This is a genomic window from Pseudomonas sp. SG-MS2 (genome assembly GCF_009933855.1).
In the GTDB taxonomy this organism is placed as follows: domain Bacteria; phylum Pseudomonadota; class Gammaproteobacteria; order Pseudomonadales; family Pseudomonadaceae; genus Aquipseudomonas; species Aquipseudomonas putida_E.
Map to the genome: position 1 here is coordinate 1 of NZ_MOMO01000266.1, position 2,548 is coordinate 2,548.

Annotated in this window: 3 protein-coding genes; 1 reads left to right on the forward strand and 2 read right to left on the reverse strand. The window is 63.0% G+C overall.

What is annotated here, in order from left to right:
• Together BLX42_RS25475 and BLX42_RS25480 are read right to left on the reverse strand one after the other, a co-directional pair.
• On the reverse strand, positions 1-202 hold a 202-nt coding region (locus tag BLX42_RS25475; RefSeq protein WP_218580325.1), incomplete at its 3' end, for a tetratricopeptide repeat protein.
• Between the two features lie 164 nt (positions 203-366).
• Positions 367-1,419: a flagellin gene (locus tag BLX42_RS25480; RefSeq protein ID WP_046786911.1), complete on the reverse strand. Its 1,053-nt coding sequence runs from the start codon at positions 1,417-1,419 to the stop codon at positions 367-369.
• Positions 1,420-1,702: 283 nt separating this feature from the next.
• Here BLX42_RS25480 and BLX42_RS25485 point away from each other — a divergent pair, with 283 nt between their 5' ends.
• Positions 1,703-2,527 (forward strand): motility protein A, encoded by an 825-nt coding sequence (locus tag BLX42_RS25485; RefSeq protein ID WP_046786910.1) that lies wholly within the window; start codon positions 1,703-1,705, stop codon positions 2,525-2,527.
• The last annotated feature ends 21 nt before the right edge of the window (positions 2,528-2,548 follow it).

Sequence of the window (2,548 nt, forward strand, 5' to 3'; positions counted from 1 at the left end):
GGTCGTGCGGCAGCAACTGCAGGGCCTGCTCGAAACTGGCCAGGGCCTGCTCAGGCTCCATGGCCAATTGCAGGTTGCCGAGCGTTTGCCACGCACTTGCGTCATCCGGGCGCCGCTGGCAGTGGCGTCGCGCTTGGGCGAGATCGACGGGGGCCTGGGTATGACGGGGGTTTGGCGTGCGGGCGCGCTGGGGCTTGGGCATGAAGAACGGCCTTGTGGCAGAGGGACTCTAGCTTGAATGCTATCCCTGTGCTGGCCAGGTCAAAGCCCGGATAAGGCGCTGTATCTGGAGGGTCGGGGGCGCTTTGCGCCCCAATCGCCGGTAAGCCTGCGAAGAGCGCGGCGTGCGCCGCGCTCCTGGCTTTATTACTGCAGCAGCGACAGCATCTGTTGCGGCATCGAGTTGGCCTGGGACAGCACCGAGGTACCTGCCTGTTGCAGGATCTGCGCGCTGGTCATGGCCGATACCTCAGTGGCGTAGTCCACGTCCTGAATGCCGGAGCGGGCAGACGTCAGGTTGGTCACCGTGGTGGAAATGTTGGTGATCGCCGAATCGAAGCGGTTCTGGATCGCACCCAGGTCCGAACGCATGGAGTCGATGGTGTTCAGCGCGTTGTCCAGCGACGTCAGGGTGTTGGTGGACTTCTTGGTGACCGCGTTGTCGGTATCGATGGTGATGGTCGCGGTGGTGGTGGAGCCGCTGGTGGTGGTGTCCACTTCAGCCGCGTAGGTCTTGCCGCCAACGGTCAGGAAGTAGTTGCCATCGGCGTCTTCCGACAATGTGCCACCGCTGACGGTGGTACCGGAGCTGTCGACATAGCTGGTGTTGGTGGAGGTGATCGCGGTACCCGAGTCGTCGGTCAGGGTGGTGGCGGTCAGGGTGGTGTCGTAACCGTTGACGTTGAAGTCGCCCAGGCCCAGGGTCTCGGCATTGATTTCGCTGAGCGAAATCTCGATGGTTTCGCCGTCGTTGGCACCTACCTGGATGCTGATGGTCTGGTCTTTGGCCAGCACGTCGACGCCGTTGAACGACGTTTGTTCGGAGATACGGTCGATCTCGTCCAGACGCTGGGTGATTTCGTCCTGGATCGACTGCAGGTCGGACTGCGAGTTGGTGCCGTTGGATGCCTGCACCGCCAGCTCACGGATGCGCTGCAGGTTGTCGTTCACCTGATCCAGTGCACCTTCAGTGGTCTGCGCCAGGGAGATGCCGTCGCTGGCGTTGCTGCTTGCCTGCTCAAGGCCGGTGATCTGCGAGGTCATGCGGTTGGCGATGGCCTGGCCAGCGGCATCGTCGGAGGCGCTGTTGATTTTCAGGCCCGAGGACAGGCGCTCGATCGAGGTGCTCAGGCTGCTTTCCGAAGCACTGAGGTTTTGCTGGGCGATAAGCGAGGTGATGTTGGTATTGATCACAGACATCTTGCAGTTCCTTTCGTGGGTGGGCACTTGTGGCAAACACGGCTTTGGCGCTCCACGCGCTCAGCGCCGTTGTCTTGCTGTCAGCGCGAACATCGGCGCACGGAAAACCGACCTTTAGCGCCACACTGAAAAAAAATTGCCCCACCCACGGCGCGCCACCGGCTGCCCGGTCGCTCAAGCTGAACAGCAAAAGCGCCTGTATTAGCCCCTTTGCCCACACCCCGGCGGCGCTATAACGCTGCACATCATTGTCTACGGCCGGGTGCCGTCAACGGGAGTGCCCATGAACCCATCGACCCTGGTCGGCCTGCTCGCCAGCCTGCTCCTGCTGACCGTCCTGCTGCTGTTCAGCGCACAGCAACCGTCGCTGCTCATCGACCTGCCTGGCCTGGGCATCGTGGTGCTGGGCACCTTCGCCGCCACCTGCATCAGCTACCCCATGGCAGAGGTGCGGCGCGTGCCGGGCCTGTTCGCAGCCGTTGTGCGAACCGAGCGTGAGCGCACCGAGCTCGATATCGACGACCTGGTCAACCTCGCCCGCCGCTGGATCGATGGTGACAGCCGCGCCGTGGAAAACGCCCTCGCGCAAGTACGCAACCCGTTCATTTGCCACGGTGTGCAACTGCTGGTCGACCAGGTAGGCGAAGAGGACATTCTTGAACTCATGCAATGGCGCATTGCCCGGCTGCGCGCCAAGGAGCGCGCCCAAGCCCAGATCTTCCGCGCCATGGCCAGCTACGCGCCGGCCTTTGGCATGCTGGGCACGCTGGTCGGCCTGGTGAACATGGTGTTTGTGCTGGGCGACGGCGACCTGGGCAGTGTCGGACGGCAGATGGCGTTGAGCCTGACCACTACCCTGTACGGCGTACTGTTGGCCAACCTGTTGTTCAAGCCGGTGGCGGTCAAGCTGGAGCGCCGTACGGAGCGGCGCGTGGTGATCATGAACATGATCCTGCAAGGCATTTCGATGATGGCCAGAAAACGCAGCCCGGGGTTGATGCGCGAAACGCTCAAGGCTTTCGTCGCCCATTACCATGACGAACTGCAGGACGAAGGCCCCCGCCCCGCCCGCAAGCCGCTGTCACTCGCCTGGCGCCGACGCCCATGATGCCCGATGCCTCGCCCAGCA

What these genes read in the sequence shown, in the direction of transcription:
- BLX42_RS25480 (WP_046786911.1), bottom strand. Translation starts at nt 1,419, where the DNA reads ATGTCTGTGATCAATACCAACATCACCTCGCTTATCGCCCAGCAAAAC.
- BLX42_RS25485 (WP_046786910.1), top strand. Translation starts at nt 1,703, where the DNA reads ATGAACCCATCGACCCTGGTCGGCCTGCTCGCCAGCCTGCTCCTGCTG.